Source organism: Gaiella occulta, assembly GCF_003351045.1.
Taxonomy (GTDB): Bacteria; Actinomycetota; Thermoleophilia; order Gaiellales; family Gaiellaceae; genus Gaiella; species Gaiella occulta.
The window spans coordinates 1-16,640 of sequence record NZ_QQZY01000001.1; the positions used below are offsets into that span (position 1 = coordinate 1).

A 16,640-nucleotide genomic window follows, 5' to 3' on the forward strand; every position below is an offset into this window, starting at 1 on the left:
GCCCGCTCCACCAGCTCCTGCGCGAGCGACTCGTCGACCGACCGCTCAGCGCTCCCCGCCACCGCCGACGACGCGACCGGTGTAGTCAGATCAGACATCACAGCTCCCTTCCGCCGGCGCTATGGCCGGCAAGCCAGGCAACTGGACTTACACCGTTCGTCGGACAGTCCCGGTCTCCGGGGGTCTTCTTGCGGTCGAGGATCCCAACTCCGGGATCCTCGACCTTGCAGCGAGGAGTGGGCCGTGAAGGATTCGAACCTTCGACCTTGGGATTAAGAGTCCCCTGCTCTACCAGCTGAGCTAACGGCCCGGGCGGTTGTGAAGGATAGCGGCGGTGCGCCGGCTCCGAGGGCGGTGCGGCCGGCCCGCGCCCGGCTGCGCCGGCGCCTCGCGCGCCTTGGGCGCGCCTTCACGCTGATCCGTGATGTAGTCTCGCGTCGGTGCGCAGGGGAGCGATCGTCCGCATGGCCGGGATCGGGATCGTCGTCGGGATCCTGGTCACGCTCGTCGCTGTCCTCATTCCGTGGCTGCCGACATCGGCGTCGGAGGAGATGGACCGCATCGAGTTCGTCTTCTGGTTCGCGACCGTGATCTGCATCGGCATCTTCGCCCTCGTGGCGTCCGTGATCATCTACTCGGTGCTGACGTTCCGCTCGCCCCCCGAGGACGAGTCCGACGGCCCCTCCATCCACGGCCACACCGGCCTCGAGGTGGCGTGGACGGTCGTCCCCGCCGTGCTCGTGGTCGCGATCGGCGTGCTGAGCGCGGTCGTGCTCTCGCAGAACGGCAACGCCGGCCCGAACCCGCTTCCGGTGAAGGTCTTCGCGCTCCAGTTCGCGTGGCGCTTCGAGTATCCGGAGCAGAACGGGCTCAAGTCGGGCGAGCTCGTGCTGCCGGTCGGGCGCAGCGTCAGGTTCGAGATGCAGTCGGCAGACGTGATCCACTCGTTCTGGATCCCGGAGATGGGGCAGAAGCAGGACCTCGTGCCCGGCATCACGACGCGCGTCGTCGTCACGCCGAAGCGGGAAGGCACGTTCAGGCTCGTCTGCACGGAGCTGTGCGGACTGGGCCACGCGACCATGCGCGCACCGGTGCGCGTGCTCTCGCAGGCGAAGTTCGACGCCTGGGTGAAGCAGCAGCAGGCGGGCGCGGGCGCTGGCGACAAGGGCGCCGCGACGTTCGCCGCCGCCGGCTGCGGCGGCTGCCACACGTTCACACCTGCAGGAACGAACGGGAAGATCGGCCCGTCGCTCGACAACGTCGCCGCCGACGCGAAGAAGGCGGGCGAGGATGTCCGGGCCTATGTGAAGGAGTCGATCGTCGACCCGAACAAGGTGATAGCGCAGGGCTATTCCGCAGGCGTGATGCCGCGCAGCTACGGGCAGTCGCTCTCCGCCGAGGAGATCGACGCGCTCGTGCAGTACCTGGCAGGGAGCACGCAGTGACGAGCAGCGAAGGAGTGATGGAGTGACCGCCGTCGACCACGGCACCCCGCAAGAGAGCGCGCACGCCCCGGACCCCTGGGCGCCGCGGCCGCGCGGCTTCCTCATGCGCCCCGGCTTCGCCCGCGCAGCCTGGTGCACGGGCCTGTTCTTCCTCATCGGCATGTACATCGTCGTCTCGATCCGCTGGCTCGCCGGCTGGGATCCCGTCTACGACTGGAACATCATCACGCCCGTCGGCGCGCTCACGACCGCGCCGATCGGCTTCCTGCTCGGGATCGGCGCCTTCGACTACTGGCTCTACTGGATCTCCGGACGGCCGACCCGCCCCGAGGATCACTCCGGGCACGGCGCCAGGACATGGAAGGACTACTTCAAGGTCAACACCGACCACAAGGTGATCGGCGTCCAGTACCTGGCGACGACGTTCGTCTTCTTCGTGCTCGGCGGCCTGATGGCGATGCTGTTCCGGGCCGAGCTCGCCCGGCCGGGCATGCAGTTCGTGGACACGCAGACGTTCAACGGTCTCGTGTCGGTGCACGCGGCGTTGATGATCTTCGTCTTCATCATCCCCGCGTTCGCGGGGCTCGCCAACTTCGCCGTCCCGCTCATGCTGGGCGCGCCCGACATGGCGTTCCCGCGGCTGAACGCGCTCTCCTACTGGCTGCTGCCCATCGCCGGTCTGATGTTCCTCGCCAGCTTCCTCGCGCCGGGCGGCGCCTTCGCCACGGGCTGGACGAGCTACGCGCCGCTCGCTTCCGAGCAGCCGATCGGGCAGATCTTCTTCAACATGGGCGTGCAGTGGGCGGGCGCCTCGTCGATTCTCACCGCGCTCAACTTCCTCGTCACGATCATCACGATGCGCGCGCCGGGGATGACGTTCTGGCGCATGCCGCTGCTCGTGTGGGCGAACTTCACGACCTCTCTCCTCGTCGTCATCGCGACGCCGTTCATCGCCGGCTCGCAGTTCTTCGTCATGTTCGACCGCATCCTGCACACGAGCTTCTTCACGGCCGACAACGGCGGCTACGTTCTCGGCTACCAGCACATCTTCTGGTTCTACAGCCACCCGGCCGTCTACATCATGATCCTGCCCGGCTTCGGGATCATCTCCGAGATCGTCTCGGTGATGAGCCGCAAGCCGATCTTCGGCTACCGGTTGATGGCCATCTCGCTGCTCGGCATCCTCGTGCTCGGCTTCTCGGTGTGGGCCCACCACATGTTCGTGGCGGGCATGGCCGACTGGCTCCGCGTGCCGATGATGATCTCGACGCTGCTCATCGCCGTGCCGACCGGCGTCAAGGTGTTCAGCTGGCTCGCGACGATGTGGGAGGGACGCATCCGCCTCAACACGCCGATGCTGTTCGCGCTCGGGTTCATCTCGATGTTCGTGATCGGCGGTCTCTCGGGCATCTACCTGGCGTCGGTGCCGATCGACATCCACGCCTCCGACACGTACTTCATCGTCGCGCACATCCACTACGTGCTCTTCGGCGGCTCGGTGCTGACGATCTTCGCCGGCATCTACTACTGGTTCCCGAAGATGACCGGCCGCATGTACAACGAGCGCCTCGGCAAGCTCCACTTCTGGCTCACCTTCACGAGCTTCAACCTCACGTTCTTCCCCATGCACTGGGTCGGGCTCGTCGGCATGCCGCGCCGCGTCGCCGACTACGCGGACCGATTCGCCAACCTCAACCTCTTCGTCACGATCGCGTCGTTCGCGCTCGGCGCCTCCGTCGTCGTCTTCTTCTACAACGTGATCGTGAGCTGGGCGCGGGGGCCGATCGCCGAGTCCAACCCGTGGCGCGCGATGACGCTCGAGTGGCAGGTGTCCTCGCCCCCGCCGGTGTTCAACTTCGACGAGATCCCGCAGGTCGTCGGCGGTCCCTACGAATACGGCGTTCCCGGCGCCCGGCACGCGATCCTCTCCGGTGGCGCCGTGCCGCAGGAGGCGCGAACGTGAGCGAGGAGCGGACCGTCGTGCTCGTCGTCGCCAACGAGACGCTCACGGGCGCCGAGCTGATCGAGGCCGTGCGGCGGCGCAACGAGGAGTCTCCGATCCGCGCCGTCGTCGTCGCGCCCGTCAACGAGCCGCGGGCGGGCTACGTCGTCTACGAGGACTCGCGCCGCGCCGCCGCGGGCCGCCGCCTCGACAGCACGGTCGAGGCGCTGCGAGCGGCAGGCATCCCCGCGCACGGAGGCGTCTTCCACGCCGGCCCGCTGGACGCCGTCAAGGACATCCTGGCGCAGGAGCACATCGACGAGATCATCGTCTCCACCCACCCCGCCGCGACGTCCGGCTGGCTGCGCCGCAACCTCGTCGACGAGATCCGCAAGGTCGCAGGCGAGCGCCCGCTCGAGCACGTCGTCGCCGACGTGGCGGCGAGGACGGGAGCGGCGAACGTGCTCGTCGTCGCGAACGAGACCGTGCTCGGGCGGCCGCTGCTCGACCGCATCCGCGCCCGCGCCCGCGAGGGACAGGCGAGCTTCCTCATCGTCAGCCCGCAGAGCGACGCGCACACCGCCGAGCACCCCGAGGCGGAGCGCCGCCTGCGCGCCGCGCTCTCGGAGCTGAGGGCCGAGGGGATCGAGGCACACGGGCAGATCGCGCACCCCGACCCGTACACGGCGGCGATGCAGGCCATCCACGACGAGCGCATCGACGAGGTCATCGTGTCGACGTTCCCGGGGGAGCGCTCCGGCTGGCTCCGGCGCGACCTCGTCGGGCGCCTGCGCAGCGACGCGAAGGTGCCCGTCGAACACGTCATCGTCGAGGCGGCGCAGCTGCAGGAGGTAGCGGCATGACGGCCCATGCGGAGGCGGCCCTGCACGGACACGGCGACCATCACGGCCCGCCCGCCGCGAACCGCAGCTCGCGGCTCGAGCCCACGGTGCTCGGGATGTTCCTCTTCATCGCCTCCGAGGCGATGCTGTTCGGCGCCTTCTTCACCGTCTACTTCTTCGTCCGCGTCGTCAATCCCGGCGCGCCGGAGATGTGGCCGCCGGAGCCGTTCGCGTTCCCGAAGTTCGTGGCGGGCGTCAACACGGCCGTGCTCGTGACCTCGAGCTTCACGATGCACTGGGCGCTGCAGTCGATCAAGCGCAACAACCGCAGGGGCATGCAGGCGGGGCTCGTGCTCACCATCCTCATGGGCACGGCGTTCCTCCTCACACAGGCGATCGAGTACGCCCACGTCGGCTTCAACACGAGCGACGGCGCCTTCGCATCGGTCTTCTTCGGCCTCACCGGCCTGCACGGCGCGCACGTCTTCGTCGGGCTGACACTGCTCACGATCGCGGCGGTACGCGCCTTCCGCGGGCACTACTCGCCCGCGCACCACCACGGCGTCGAGATCCCCGGCATCTACTGGCACTTCGTGGACGTCATGTGGCTCGTCGTGTACGCCGCCGTCTACCTGCTCTGAGACCCCGATCCGCTGATGCCGTTTGCCACGTACTCTGTGTGGGAGATGCGCAATCCACTGAGAGACGAGGCAGCGGCATTCCGGCTCGTGCTCGGCACGATCGCCTACCTCGTGCCGATCGTCGTCGCGTCCTGGATCGCCAGCTGGCTCGGCGTCGCCGTCTTCGCCGTCGCCACGGCGGCGGCGGTCTGGCGTCTGCGGGGCGGCCAGCGGCCCGCACCGCCCGTCGTCCACGTCGAGCACGCAGCGGTCGAGGACACACGCCGGATCCTCGTGATCGCGAACGAGACCGTCGCCGGAGCCGCGCTGCGAGCGGCGCTGCACGCGCGCGCCGAGGGGGTTTGCGAGGAGGTGCTCGTCGTCTCTCCCGCGCTCAACTCCCAGGTGCGCACGTGGACATCCGACGAGGACGGGGCGCGCGAGGCCGCTCGGGAGCGGCTGCGCGCGAGCCTCGAGCAGCTTGCCGCCGCGGGCGTGAACGCGCGCGGCGACGTGGGAGACGGCGACCCGCTGCAGGCGATCGAGGACGCGCTGCGCTCCTTCCCCGCCGACGAGATCGTCATCTCCACGCACCCGCCGGGCCGCTCGCACTGGCTCGAGCGCGGCGTCGTCGAGCAGGCACGGCAGCGGTTCGACGTGCCGGTCACGCACGTCGTCGGCGAGGGGTAGAGCGCAGGCCGCGCGGCGCTGCTACTTGCCCGCGACGGAGGCGACGTAGCTCGCCACGTCCTCCGCGTCCTGGCCCTCGACGAGGTTCCGGGGCATCCCGGGCGCCCCGGTCGACGTCGTGCTGATCGGATAGGCGATCTGTCCGCGCACGACCTGCTGGATCGTCGACTGGCCGAGCCCGTCGCGCCGGGACTGCGCGAACGCGTCGTCGAGGTTGGGGCCTATCTGCCCCTTGCTGCCCGCGTCGGCGAGCGTGTGGCAGCCGGCGCACCTCTGCGCGAACAGCTGCTTGCCGTTCGCCCGGTCGCCGTTGCCCTGGGAGTACCCGACGGAGCCCGAGCCGCCGCAGCCCGCCAGCACGAGCGCGCCCGCGGCGAGCGTCACGCCCGCGACGATCAGTCGCGCGCGCCGCGGGTGAGAGGCGACGGAACCCTCCATCGGCGCGAGTCTACCCGGCGCGTCTAGCCGCCGGAGCCGGAGGCGCCGCCGCCCGCCGCCTGCTGTCTCAGCTGTGCGAGCTGCTGCTTCACGATCGCGGCGCTCGGGTCGTCCGGAGCGAGCTCGAGGAACTTCTCGTAGGCGCCGATCGCCGTCCGTGCGTCGCCTGCCTGCTGCGCCGCCTGCGCCAGCTCGAGCTGCACGTTGGGGTCGTTCGGCTGCAGCGCGGTGATCCGCCGGTAGGTGGAGACGGCATCGGCGTACGCCGTGCGCGCCTCCCCGACCGCCTCGTTGATGGCGGTGGAGGCCTGCGCGTTGAGGGCGGCGCCGATCCTGTCCTCGATGATAGGCCGGCCGTCGCTCGCAACGAGGCCCGGGTAGCTCTGCGCCGCGCCCGAGTAGACCGCCTGGAACTGCAGGCGCTGCGCGGCGCTCTGCTTCTCGGCCGCCTGCGCCAGGTAGAGGCCGGCAAGCTCGCGCAGCCCGTCGGCATCCCTGGGCTTGAGAGCGACGTACCGCCTGAGCGCCCGGATCGCCTCGTCGGTCCTGCCGTCGGTCTGGAGCGCGGTCGAGTAGTCGCGCCAGGCCTGCGCGTCGTTCGGGCGCTTCTCGGTCGCCGAGCGGGCGCTCGAGAGGGAGGGGGCGCCGCTCGAGCCGCCGCGGCCGCGGAACAGGTCGCCGATGCCGGTGCCGCCCGCGCCGACGCCGAAGGCGACGAAGCCGACGGCGAACACGAGCGCGAGGAAGACGAACATCCACCGTGCGTGCCGGCGCAGCCGCGGGAAGAACATGGTGTCCTCGATCGCCGGCGCCGTGGCGCCGCGCGCAGGACGCGGCGCCGCTACGGGAGCATCCGCCTTCGGGCGCTTCGTGCCGCTCTTGCCGTGTCGGGCCATCGGGTCAGTCCTTTCCGGTAGCGCTGCTCGCCGCCCACCAGAGTAGCGACGACGCGATCGGGGGAGCCGCCCAGCACCACCGCCGCCGCCGGATCCTCGACCGGATGGACGGGCGATCCGGCGAGCGTCACGATCGTGAGGTCGGCCTGCTTGCCCGGGACGAGCGACCCGAGCCGGTCGTCGAGCCGGAGCACCCGTGCTCCGCCGAGCGTGGCGAGCTCGAGCGCCTCGCCGGCGCCGAGGGCGTCCGGCCTGCCGGCGCGGGCGCGGGCGACGACGACGGCGGTGCGCATCTCGTCGAAGATGTCGAGCGACGGGGTCGACGCGGGGCTGTCGGTCGCGATCGCGACGGGGATGCCGGCGCGGCGCAGCTCCTCGACGGGCGCGATGCCGCAGCCGAGGTAGCCGTTGGAGCGGGGGCAGTGGGCGACGCCGACCGCGTGCTCGGCGAGCAGCGCGATCTCCTCCTCGTCGGCGTGGACGCAGTGGGCGGCGGTCAGGTGGGGGCCGAGCAGGCCCGCCTCCGCCAGCAGCCGGATCCCCGTCGTCCCCGGCGGAGGCACGAGGAACGCGCCGAGCGGCGTCCAGTCGCCCGTGCCGTCGACGAGCCAGGCGCGCTCGGCCGCGCTCTCGGCGAGATGCGTCGCCGTCGGCAGCCCGAGCGCGGCGCATGCCGCGTACACCTCCTGCGTGCACGTGTAGGGGGCGTGCGGCGACACGCCGACGAGGACGCGGTCGGAGAGGTACGGGTCGACGAGCTCGCGGAGGTCGTAGAAGCGCTCGAGCGCGGACGCGTCGCGGCCGAACACCTCGAGGTAGACGACGGCGCGCAGCCCCGCCTCGGCGGCGCCGATCGCCGCCGTGCCCGCGAAGCTGCAGTCGCCGATCGTCGTGATTCCCGAGCGCAGGCACTCGAACGCGCCGGCGCGGGCGATCGCGGTCATCTCGTCGAGCCCGAGCGCCTCCTTGCGCCGCACGTGCATGCCGATCCACGGCACGAACGGGAGCCCGTCGCCGAACCCCGCGTAGACCGCGTACTCGATGTGCGAGTGCGCATCGACGAAGCCCGGCACGATGACGCTTTCGGCGAAGCGTTCGCCGTGACCGATCGCCGCGGCCGTGCCGACCGCCGCGATCGTGCCGTCGTCTGCGATCGCGACGGCGCCGTCGCGGATCGGCTCGCCCTCGACCGGGACGACCCAGTCCGCGGAGACGACCGTCAGAGCGTCTCCCAGCCCTCGTCCGGCGCGTGCGCCGTCCAGCGCTTCTCCATGAACCGCGACAGCCAGATCGACGACTCGAACAGCACGAGCAGGGGGACCGTCTCGAACAGGAGCGAGACGGGATCGACGGTCGGCAGCAGGATCGCGAAGGCGACCATCAGCACGTAGCCGACGCGCCTGTTGCGCCGCAGCTTCTCCGAGGAGAGCACGCCGATGCGCACGAGCGCGAGGATGAAGATCGGCATCTCGAACGCGATGCCCGACGCGAGCAGCACCATCGAGGTGAACGACAGGTAGTAGCTCGCGCGCACCTGCACGTCGTAGAGGCTGTCGTCGAAGTTGGTGAGGAAGTTGACGGCGGCCGGGAGCACGACGAAGTACGAGAAGGTGACGCCGGCGGCGAACAGGCCGGTGCCGATGACGACGAACACCGAGAGGGCGCGCTGCACGCCGCGGTCGACCGCGGGGGCGAGGAACGCCCACACCTGCCACAGCAGGATCGGCAGCACGATCCCGATCGCGGCAGCCATGCTCACCTTCACGGCGGTCGTGAACGGCTCGGTGACGCCCAGGGTCACGAGCGTCTTGTCCGCCGGTAGCGGGCGCTTGAGCCAGTCGATGAGACGGGCATGGAACGCGAACGTGAGGATGAACGCGGGGATCACCGCGCCCAGCACGATGAAGACGCGATGCCGAAGCTCCGTCAGGTGCTCGACGAGCGTCGCCTCCTCGTCGGGCTCGAGGCGGCGGGGGACGATCCGGCGGATCATCCGCGAGAGGCTCTAGGAGACGGAGTCCCGCTCGCGCGGCTGGGACGGCGTGGTGGCGGGGGACTCGTCCGGCGCCGTCGCGGCGGGCTCCGCCGGCGGCAGCTCGGTCGCGTACGGATCGTCGTTCTTGTCGTTGCCGGACACCGAGTCCTTGAACTCGCGCATCCCCTTGCCGAGCTGGCGGCCCATCTCCGGCAGGCGCTTCGGCCCGAAGACGAGCAGCAGCACGAGCAGGAGGATGAGGAGCTCCCAGATTCCGATTCCGAACGGCATGTCGCGCACCTTAGCAGCGTCGCGCCCGCCGGATGCAAGCCGTGCGCGGAACAACACGATCGCAACGTGCGTCGTGCACCTGTGGGAGCCGGCCCGCCCGTTCCCGGTCCGGCTACCATGCACTGAAGCGAACTTCACCTTTTTGCTGAAGCGGACTTCACCTCTTCGTCGAGACGGGAATCGAGGAACTCAGACAGTGGCACTGCTGGAGATCAAGAATCTGCACGTCGCGCTCGAGGACGGCACCGAGATCGTCAAGGGTGTCGACCTCGCCGTCGACACCAACGAGAAGCACGCGATCATGGGCCCGAACGGCTCGGGCAAGTCGACGCTCGCCTACGCGCTGATGGGCCACCCCTCCTACGTGATCAGCGAAGGGGAGATCCTGCTCGACGGTGAGGACGTCGTCGATCTCGAGGCGGACGAGCGCGCACAGCGCGGCCTCTTCCTCGCGTTCCAGTATCCGCACGCGATCCCGGGTGTGACGGTGACGAGCTTCCTGCGCAGCGCGATCAACGCGAAGCGCAAGGCGGCGAACGGCGGCGAGGACGACCCCGTGCCGGTGAAGGAGTTCCGCGCCGACCTGCTCGCGGCGATGGGGCACCTGAAGGTGCCGCGCGAGCTCGCGTCGCGGTATCTGAACGACGGTTTCTCGGGCGGCGAGAAGAAGCGGGTCGAGATCCTGCAGATGGCGATGCTGAAGCCGCGCATCGCGGTGCTCGACGAGACCGACTCGGGCCTCGACATCGACGCGCTGAAGGTCGTCGCGAGCGGAGTCAACGAGCTCGTCGGTCCGGACATGGGTGCGCTCGTGATCACGCACTACCAGCGCATCCTCAACTACATCACCCCGGACCACGTGCACGTGTTCGTGGACGGGCGCATCGTGGCGTCGGGCGGCGCGGAGCTCGCGCAGAGGCTCGAGGCGGAAGGCTACGAGGCCTTCATTCCCGCCGGTGTAGGAGGCGAGCAGGCATGAGCACCACCGAGAACGATGTCGTCAAGGGGATCCGCAGCGACTACAAGTACGGGTTCTCGAATCCGGACGACGCCAAGGACTACTTCTTCAAGTCGGGGCGCGGTCTCTCCCACGAGGTCGTCGAGGCGATCGCCGAGCACAAGGGCGAGCCGGAGTGGATGCGCAGGTTCCGCCACACGTCGCTCGACTACTTCTATGCGCGGCCGCTGCCGACATGGGGCGGGAACGTCGCCGAGATCGACTTCGACAACATCTACTACTACATCAAGCCGACCGAGAAGCAGGCGGACACGTGGGAGGACCTGCCGGCCGAGATCCTCGACACGTGGGACAGGCTCGGGATCCCGGAGGCGGAGAAGAAGTACCTCGCCGGTGTCGGCGCCCAGTACGAGTCGGAGGTCGTCTACCACAAGCTGCAGGCCGACCTCGAGGAGAAGGGCGTCATCTTCCTCGACATGGACTCGGCGCTGCGCGAGCACGAGGACATCGTCAAGCAGTACATGGGGACGATCATCCCGCAGAACGACAACAAGTTCGCGGCGCTCAACTCGGCCGTGTGGTCGGGCGGCTCGTTCATCTACGTGCCGCCGGGCGTCAAGATCGAGATGCCGCTGCAGGCCTACTTCCGCATCAACGCGGAGAACATGGGCCAGTTCGAGCGGACGCTGATCATCGTCGACGAGGGCGCCTACGTGCACTACGTCGAGGGCTGCACGGCGCCGATCTACTCGTCCGACTCGCTGCACTCGGCGGTCGTCGAGATCGTCGTCAAGCCGCGCGGGCGCTGCCGCTACACGACGATCCAGAACTGGTCGAACAACGTCTACAACCTCGTCACCAAGCGCGCCGTCGCCTACGAGGACGCGACGATGGAGTGGGTGGACGGCAACCTGGGCTCGAAGCTGACGATGAAGTACCCGGCGGTCTGGCTGATGGGCGAGAGGGCACACGGCGAGGTGCTGTCGATCGCGTTCGCCGGCAAGGGCCAGCATCAGGACGCGGGCGGCAAGGTCGTGCACGTGGCGAAGAACACGACGAGCGTGATCACCTCGAAGTCGATCTCGAAGGACGGCGGCCGTGCCGGCTACCGCGGCCTGCTCGAGGTGGCGCGCGGCGCCACCGGCTCGAAGTCGAAGGTCGTCTGCGACGCGCTCATCCTCGACGAGGAGTCGCGCTCCGACACCTACCCGTACATCAAGGTGGACGAGAGCGACGTCGAGCTCGGCCACGAGGCGACCGTCTCCAAGATCGGCGAGGAGCAGCTCTTCTACCTGAGGAGCCGCGGCCTCTCCGAGCCGGAGGCGAGCGCGATGATCGTGTCCGGCTTCGTCGAGCCGATCACGAAGGAGCTGCCGCTCGAGTACGCCGTCGAGATGAACCGGCTCATCCAGCTGCAGATGGAAGGCTCCGTTGGCTAGCGGAACGCTGCGAATTCCGCTCGAGGAGGATCGCGTCGGTCGCGAGGCGGCCCGAGCCCGTTATCGGGAGCTTCCGCTGCCGACGACACGGGACGAGCACTGGCGCTTCACCGACCTGTCGGGCTTCGATCCGGACGGGTACGGTGACGGGCTTCGGCCCGGCACCGACGCCGCCTCCTCCCCGGCACCCGCGACGATGCTCGACATCGATGCGGCCGGCGTCGCCGCGGTGACCGAGGGCGGCGTCACGATCGAGCATGCTCCCGACGGCATCCGCTTCGAGCTGCTGGCGGATGACCACCCGCTGCTCGGAACCCTCGTCGGCCACGACGAGAAGTTCGCCGCCCACAACGCGGCGATGTGGCAGCACGGCCTGCTCGTGCACGTCCCGAGCGGCGTCGTCGTCGAGAAGCCGCTCTTCGTCCGCATCGCCAACACGGTCGAGGGCGGGTCGCTGTTCTGGCGGCTGCTGATCGTGGCCGAGCCGCACAGCCGCTTCTCCGTCGTCGAGGAGTACGTGTCGGCGACGCCGGAGCTGTCCGGCTACTCGAACGCCGCCGTCGAGATCGTGATCGAGGAGGGGGCAAAGGTCGAGTACGTGTCGGTGCAGAGCCTGTCGCGGCAGACGTGGCACTTCGGCTCGCATCATGCGCGCGTGGGGCGCGACGCCGAGCTCGACTGGGTTGCGGGCGGATTCGGCTCGCGCGCCGGCAAGGTGTGGATCCGCAACGACCTCGCCGGCCAGGGCGCCACCTCGCGCGTCACCGGCGCCTACTTCGCCGACGGCACGCAGCGCCTCGACTACGACACCTTCCAGGAGCACATCGCGCCGAACACGACGTCGGACTTCGCGTTCAAGGGTGCGTTGCGCGAAGCGGCGAGCGCCGTCTGGCGCGGCATGATCCGGGTCGAGGAGGGCGCGCAGAAGACGAACGCCTACCAGGAGAACCGCAACCTGCTGCTCTCGAAGACCGCGCACGCCGACTCGATCCCGGGCCTCGAGATCCTCGCCAACGACGTGCGCTGCACCCACGGCGCGACGCTCGGCCAGGTCGACCGCGAGCAGCTCTTCTACCTGATGGCGCGCGGCCTGCCGCGCAGCGAGGCCGAGCGCCTGATCGTGCGCGGCTTCTTCCAGGACGTGCTCGACCGCATCGAGCTGGCGCCGGTGCGCGAAGCGCTCGGAGCGGCGCTCGAAGCGCGCATCCCGCGGGCGTAGCCGCCTACGCCTGGCGGCGGAGCCCGACGAGTGCCGCGACGGCCTTCTCGAGCTCGGCGCAGACCGCGTCCGCGACGTAGACCGTCCACGGGTGCGGCGGCGTGCCGCCCGTGTAGGCGACGACGGGCTTGCCACGCCCGTGCGCGTACCAGGCCTCCATCGCCGTTCCCTCGTCCGGCGCGCTGAACGACGCGAGCACGGCGTCGCAGGAGTCGATCTCGGCGAGGTCGCCCTCGACGATCTCGGCCTCATGGCCCTCCGTCCGGCCACGGAAGTCGCGCCGCATCGGGTCGACCGGCTCGCAGCCGCTCTCCCGCAGCAGCGCCGCCGCGCGGCGGCGGTACTCGTCGGCGTAGGGCGGCCCGGCGAGGTAGACGCGCTTCATGGGGCGTACAGTACGAGGTATGAGCGAAGAGCCGCTGCCGGAGTTCGTCGCGCTCGGTCACGCGGGCTCGGAGCACTACGCCGGGCTGGAGACGTTCCCCAACCCGGGCGTCGCGCACGTGGAGATGACGAGCGACGAGCTCGCCGCGATCTGCCCGGTCACCGGCCAGCCGGACCTCTACGTCGCGACGATCGAGTACGAGCCGCAGGGCCTCTGCCTCGAGTCGAAGTCGCTGAAGCTCTACCTCGCCGCGTTCCGCAACGAGGGCCACTTCTGCGAGGCGCTCGCCGTCAGGATCCGCGACGACGTGGCGGGAGCTCTCGGGCTCGGGCCGCAGGCGGTCACGGTGACGCTCGAGCAGAAGGCGCGCGGCGGCATCACGATCGTCGCGACCGCGTAGCTCGCCGACCTCGTCGGGCAGCTGTGTCCTTGGAACATGCGCGCAGGCACGTCGTCGACACGGCCCTCCCCGGCGAGGTCGAGCCGTGACCCGGGCGCCGTCACCCGGTGGCCGTGCGCGTACCCTTTCCCTGTGAACGAGATCGGCATCTTCCCGCTCGGCATCGTGCTGCTGCCCACAGAGCAGGTGCCGCTGCACATCTTCGAGCCCCGCTACCTCGAGCTCATCGGCGAGTGCATCGAGCAGGAGGCTCCGTTCGGGCTCGTCTACGCCGACGACGACGGCATCCGCCAGATCGGAACGCTCGCCGCCGTCGTGGAGGTGACGGAGCGGTTCGAGGACGGGCGCCTCAGCATCGTCGTCGAAGGGCACGAGCGCTTCCGGCTGCACGAGCTCACCGAGGGGCGAAGCTTCCACACGGGGCTCGTCGAATCCGTCGACGACGAGGACGATCCCGCCGACGCGGCGGACGTGGAGCGTGCGCTGGCGCTGTTCCACCGTATGGTCGAGCTGACGGGCACCGAGGTGACCCCGCCGCCGGCGCACGCACCCGAGCTGTCGTTCGCGCTTGCAGGCCGGTTCGACTTCGCGCCCGACCTGAAGCAGGAGCTGCTCGACGAGACGTCGGAGCGAATCCGGCTACGCCGCCTGTGCGAGCTGCTCGAGCTGGCGGCGGCGACGGTCGAGCGCCGGCGCGAGATCGCCGCGCGGGCGCAGACGAACGGCAAGGTGCATCCGCCTGAATGACGCCGCCGTGCGCGCCGGGCTGACCGAGGCCGAAGCGCGGCGGCGCCTCGACGCGCGCGGGGCGGCGCCCGAGATCGAGACGAGCCGCTCGACGGCGAGCACCGTCCGAGCGAACGTCGTCACGCCGTTCAACGCGATCCTCCTCTCCCTGGGACTGCTCACGCTCGTGTTCGGGGACTGGCGCGACGCGCTCTTCCTCGGCATCGTCGTCAGCAACTCCGCCATCGGCATCTGGCAGGAGCTCCGTGCCAAGCGCAAGCTCGACGAGCTCGCCGCGCTCGTGGCGCCGCGCGCCACCGTCGTGCGCGGCGGCGAGGCGCGCGCCCTCGCCCTCGCCGAGATCGTCGAGGGCGACCTCGTGCGCCTCGCGCCCGGCGACCAGGTCGTCGCCGACGGGCCGCTCGTGGAGGCCGCAGGACTGCATCTCGACGAGTCGATCCTGACCGGCGAGTCGCGGCCCGTCGCACGCGCCGTCGGCGACGAGGCGCTCTCCGGCTCGTTCGTCGTCGAAGGGTCGGGCGCGATGGAGGTTGCGGCCGTCGGTGCAGACAGCCATGCGGGGCGCATCGCGGGAACGGCACGCGAGTTCCGCCACCCGCGCTCCCCGCTCGAGCGCTCGATCAACCGCCTGCTCTACGTGCTCCTCGGCGTGATGGTGCCGCTCGGCGGCATGCTCGTGGTCGTGTTGTGGAAGCAGGACGTGGGTGTGCGCCACGCCGTCGACACGTCCGTCGCCGGCATGGTCACGCTCGTGCCGGAGGGTCTCGTGCTGCTCGTCTCGGTCACCTACGCCGCCGCAGCGCTGCGCCTCGCGCGGGCAGGAGCACTCGCCCAGCAGCTGAACGCGATCGAGTCGCTCGCCTCCGTCGACACGATCTGCATCGACAAGACCGGCACGCTCACCGAGTCGCGGCTCAGGGTCGTCGCGCTCGCACCGGTCGAGGGAACGGCAGAGCAGGAGCTCGCCCACGCGCTCGCACGCTTCGCCGCGTCGTTCGACCCCCGCAATCCGACGCTCGACGCCGTCGCCGCCGCCGTGCCCGCCCCGGCGGAGCCCGCGGACGAGGCGATCCCGTTTCTCTCGCGACGGCGCTGGAGCGGGCTGCGGATCGGCGGCACCCGCTACGTGCTCGGGGCCCCCGAGCTCTTCCCGCTCGGCGCGCTGACGGCCGTGGCCGGCGAGCAGCAGGAGGCGGGACGGCGCGTGGTCGCATTCGGCGTCGCGGCGGCGGCGTTCCCGGCCGACCCCGACGAGGGGCCGCCGCCGCTGCGGCCACTCGGGATCGTGGTGCTCGCCGAGGACCTGCGTCGCGACGCCCGCGCGACGGTCGCGTTCTTCCTGAAGCAGGGCGTCGAGGTGAAGGTGCTGTCGGGCGACGCGCCCCGCACCGTCGGCGCCATCGCGCGGGACGCCGGCATCCCGATGCACGGCGAGGCGATCGACGGCTCGTCGCTCCCCGACGAGGCCGCGGAGCTCGCCGCGGTCGCGCGCGACGCCGCCGTCGTCGGGCGCGTCTCTCCCGAGGGGAAGCGCCGGATCGTCGAGTCGCTGCGCGCGCAGGGCCGCTACGTGGCGATGGTCGGGGACGGCGTCAACGACGTGCCGGCGCTGAAGGCGGCCCGACTCGCCGTCGCGCAGGCGTCGGGAGCGCAGATGGCCAAGGCGGTCGCCGACGTCGTTCTCGTCAGCGGCGACTTCGCGGCGCTGCCCGGCATGGTCGCCGAGGGCCGCCGCATCCTGCGCAACATCCAGCGCGTGACGAAGCTGTTCGTCGCCAAATCCGTGTTCGCCGCCTTCCTCATCGTGGCGATCGGCATCACGCCCGCCGCCTATCCGCTGCTGCCGCGGCACCTCACGATCGCCGCTGCGCTCACGGTCGGGATCCCGGCCTTCTTCCTCGCCCTCGCGCCCAGCGAGGGCCCGTGGCATACCGGCCGCTTCCTGCGCGAGGTGTCCCGCTTCTCCGTTCCGGCAGGCGTCGCCGCCGGGCTGGGGGTGACGACGACGTACCTCGTCTCCAGCAACGTGTTCGACCTCGGGCTGCTGCAGTCGCGCACCGCCGCGACCTCGACCCTGATCGTCGTCGGCCTCTACCTCGTGCTCGCGCTCGAGGCGACGAGCACGAAGCGGGCGCGGCTCGTCGGGCTCCTCTGCGCGCTGCTCCTCGCGGCCTACGTCGCGGTCATCGCTCTCCCCGGGCTGCGCACCTTCTTCGAGCTCGCGGTCCCGAACGCGGCGGCGACGACGCTGGTCGTGATCGGGTCCGCGGTTGCGATCGGCTTCCTGTGGCTGACGGACGAGCGCTTCGTCCCCCTGAGCCGCGGCTCGGCCGCCTGACGAAGGTGCCCGGGT

General features: G+C 70.3%; 17 protein-coding genes and 1 tRNA gene. 11 read left to right on the plus strand and 7 right to left on the minus strand.

What is annotated here, in order from left to right:
* Positions 1–237 precede the first annotated feature (237 nt).
* A tRNA-Lys gene (locus tag Gocc_RS00005) sits at positions 238–310 on the minus strand.
* A 130-nt stretch (positions 311–440) separates the two neighbouring features.
* Here Gocc_RS00005 and coxB point away from each other — a divergent pair.
* Genes coxB through Gocc_RS00030 form a run of 5 tightly spaced genes read left to right on the plus strand, consistent with a single transcriptional unit; the run spans position 441 to position 5,539 of the window.
* Complete coding sequence (coxB, locus tag Gocc_RS00010) at positions 441–1,445, plus strand: cytochrome c oxidase subunit II (RefSeq protein ID WP_114794496.1); 1,005 nt, start codon at positions 441–443, stop codon at positions 1,443–1,445.
* Positions 1,446–1,467: 22 nt separating this feature from the next.
* A complete protein-coding gene (gene ctaD / locus Gocc_RS00015; protein WP_220150362.1) occupies positions 1,468–3,408 on the plus strand; it encodes a cytochrome c oxidase subunit I in 1,941 nt (646 codons plus the stop codon).
* Positions 3,405–4,250 carry a hypothetical protein gene (locus Gocc_RS00020; RefSeq protein ID WP_114794497.1) on the plus strand — a complete coding sequence of 282 codons (846 nt, stop codon included), beginning with the start codon at positions 3,405–3,407 and terminating at the stop codon, positions 4,248–4,250. Before ctaD ends, Gocc_RS00020 begins: the two co-directional genes overlap by 4 nt.
* The gene (locus Gocc_RS00025; RefSeq protein WP_114794498.1) at positions 4,247–4,870 is read left to right on the plus strand and encodes a cytochrome c oxidase subunit 3; all 624 of its coding nucleotides are present in this window, start codon (positions 4,247–4,249) and stop codon (positions 4,868–4,870) included. The genes Gocc_RS00020 and Gocc_RS00025 overlap by 4 nt, the downstream gene beginning before the upstream one ends.
* A gap of 45 nt (positions 4,871–4,915) precedes the next feature.
* Positions 4,916–5,539 (plus strand): universal stress protein, encoded by a 624-nt coding sequence (locus tag Gocc_RS00030; protein ID WP_181813237.1) that lies wholly within the window; start codon positions 4,916–4,918, stop codon positions 5,537–5,539.
* Between the two features lie 21 nt (positions 5,540–5,560).
* Here the strand turns inward: Gocc_RS00030 and Gocc_RS00035 are convergent, their stop codons facing one another.
* From Gocc_RS00035 to tatA, 5 genes are all read right to left on the minus strand, one after another.
* Complete coding sequence (locus tag Gocc_RS00035; protein WP_114794500.1) at positions 5,561–5,977, minus strand: c-type cytochrome; 417 nt, start codon at positions 5,975–5,977, stop codon at positions 5,561–5,563.
* A gap of 23 nt (positions 5,978–6,000) precedes the next feature.
* A complete protein-coding gene (locus tag Gocc_RS00040) occupies positions 6,001–6,873 on the minus strand; it encodes a tetratricopeptide repeat protein (protein ID WP_114794501.1) in 873 nt (290 codons plus the stop codon).
* On the minus strand, positions 6,819–7,946 hold the full coding sequence (locus Gocc_RS15860; RefSeq protein WP_181813238.1) for an amidohydrolase family protein: 1,128 nt from the start codon (positions 7,944–7,946) through the stop codon (positions 6,819–6,821). The genes Gocc_RS00040 and Gocc_RS15860 overlap by 55 nt, the downstream gene beginning before the upstream one ends.
* Before the next feature lie 146 nt (positions 7,947–8,092).
* Positions 8,093–8,866, minus strand: a complete 774-nt coding sequence (gene tatC / locus Gocc_RS00050; RefSeq protein ID WP_114794502.1) for a twin-arginine translocase subunit TatC — start codon at positions 8,864–8,866, stop codon at positions 8,093–8,095.
* Between the two features lie 12 nt (positions 8,867–8,878).
* A complete protein-coding gene (gene tatA / locus Gocc_RS16840; protein ID WP_114795105.1) occupies positions 8,879–9,139 on the minus strand; it encodes a twin-arginine translocase TatA/TatE family subunit in 261 nt (86 codons plus the stop codon).
* A 196-nt stretch (positions 9,140–9,335) separates the two neighbouring features.
* On the opposite strand from tatA, the gene sufC reads away from it, so the two are divergent.
* The 3 genes from sufC to sufD are packed head-to-tail and all read left to right on the plus strand — an operon-like array spanning position 9,336 to position 12,755.
* Positions 9,336–10,118, plus strand: a complete 783-nt coding sequence (gene sufC, locus Gocc_RS00060) for a Fe-S cluster assembly ATPase SufC (protein WP_114794503.1) — start codon at positions 9,336–9,338, stop codon at positions 10,116–10,118.
* On the plus strand, positions 10,115–11,536 hold the full coding sequence (sufB, locus tag Gocc_RS00065; protein WP_114794504.1) for a Fe-S cluster assembly protein SufB: 1,422 nt from the start codon (positions 10,115–10,117) through the stop codon (positions 11,534–11,536). Before sufC ends, sufB begins: the two co-directional genes overlap by 4 nt.
* Positions 11,529–12,755 (plus strand): Fe-S cluster assembly protein SufD, encoded by a 1,227-nt coding sequence (gene sufD / locus Gocc_RS00070; RefSeq protein WP_114794505.1) that lies wholly within the window; start codon positions 11,529–11,531, stop codon positions 12,753–12,755. Before sufB ends, sufD begins: the two co-directional genes overlap by 8 nt.
* A gap of 4 nt (positions 12,756–12,759) precedes the next feature.
* Here the strand turns inward: sufD and Gocc_RS00075 are convergent, their stop codons facing one another.
* The gene (locus Gocc_RS00075; RefSeq protein WP_114794506.1) at positions 12,760–13,140 is read right to left on the minus strand and encodes a nucleoside 2-deoxyribosyltransferase; all 381 of its coding nucleotides are present in this window, start codon (positions 13,138–13,140) and stop codon (positions 12,760–12,762) included.
* Between the two features lie 19 nt (positions 13,141–13,159).
* Here Gocc_RS00075 and queF point away from each other — a divergent pair, with 19 nt between their 5' ends.
* The 3 genes from queF to Gocc_RS00090 all read left to right on the plus strand — a co-directional run bounded on the left by queF (position 13,160) and on the right by Gocc_RS00090 (position 16,625).
* Complete coding sequence (gene queF / locus Gocc_RS00080) at positions 13,160–13,540, plus strand: preQ(1) synthase (RefSeq protein ID WP_114794507.1); 381 nt, start codon at positions 13,160–13,162, stop codon at positions 13,538–13,540.
* A 132-nt stretch (positions 13,541–13,672) separates the two neighbouring features.
* Complete coding sequence (locus Gocc_RS00085) at positions 13,673–14,287, plus strand: LON peptidase substrate-binding domain-containing protein (RefSeq protein WP_181813239.1); 615 nt, start codon at positions 13,673–13,675, stop codon at positions 14,285–14,287.
* Positions 14,288–14,294: 7 nt separating this feature from the next.
* Complete coding sequence (locus Gocc_RS00090) at positions 14,295–16,625, plus strand: HAD-IC family P-type ATPase (RefSeq protein WP_181813240.1); 2,331 nt, start codon at positions 14,295–14,297, stop codon at positions 16,623–16,625.
* The last annotated feature ends 15 nt before the right edge of the window (positions 16,626–16,640 follow it).